The organism is Confluentibacter sediminis, from assembly GCF_003258355.1.
Taxonomy (GTDB): Bacteria; Bacteroidota; Bacteroidia; order Flavobacteriales; family Flavobacteriaceae; genus Confluentibacter; species Confluentibacter sediminis.
Genome location: NZ_QKPO01000115.1, coordinates 1 through 312, shown reverse-complemented (window position 1 = coordinate 312; position 312 = coordinate 1). Strand labels below are relative to the sequence as shown.

At 69.6% G+C, this 312-nt stretch carries 1 protein-coding gene; it reads left to right on the top strand.

Features of this window, described 5'->3' with window-relative positions; translation table 11 throughout:
• Positions 1 to 312 (top strand): hypothetical protein (locus DKT72_RS19130; RefSeq protein ID WP_220628180.1); only part of this gene is annotated, 312 nt, incomplete at both ends.

Sequence of the window (312 nt, the reverse complement as noted above, 5' to 3'; positions counted from 1 at the left end):
CGGACACCAACCGTCTGACAATGCACGGCCGCCCGTTCACGCCGGCTGGCTGGAACGTGCGCACGGTGCTCGCCGTGACCGACGAGGATGTGCTGGCCGTGGTGCAGCGCGCGCCCGAAATCGCGCCTGAGGTGCCGGACGCTTGGGCCGATGCGGCCGCCACCGAGTCCGTATTCGGCGACCACGACGCCCGCAGTTTCGACGTGGTGAGTATCGATTACAACGGCACGATCACGCCGGTCACGACCGATCCCGGCCAGTGGACCGCCTCGCGCGGCGAGCGCGGCATCGTGGTCTCCGGCCGCGATATGC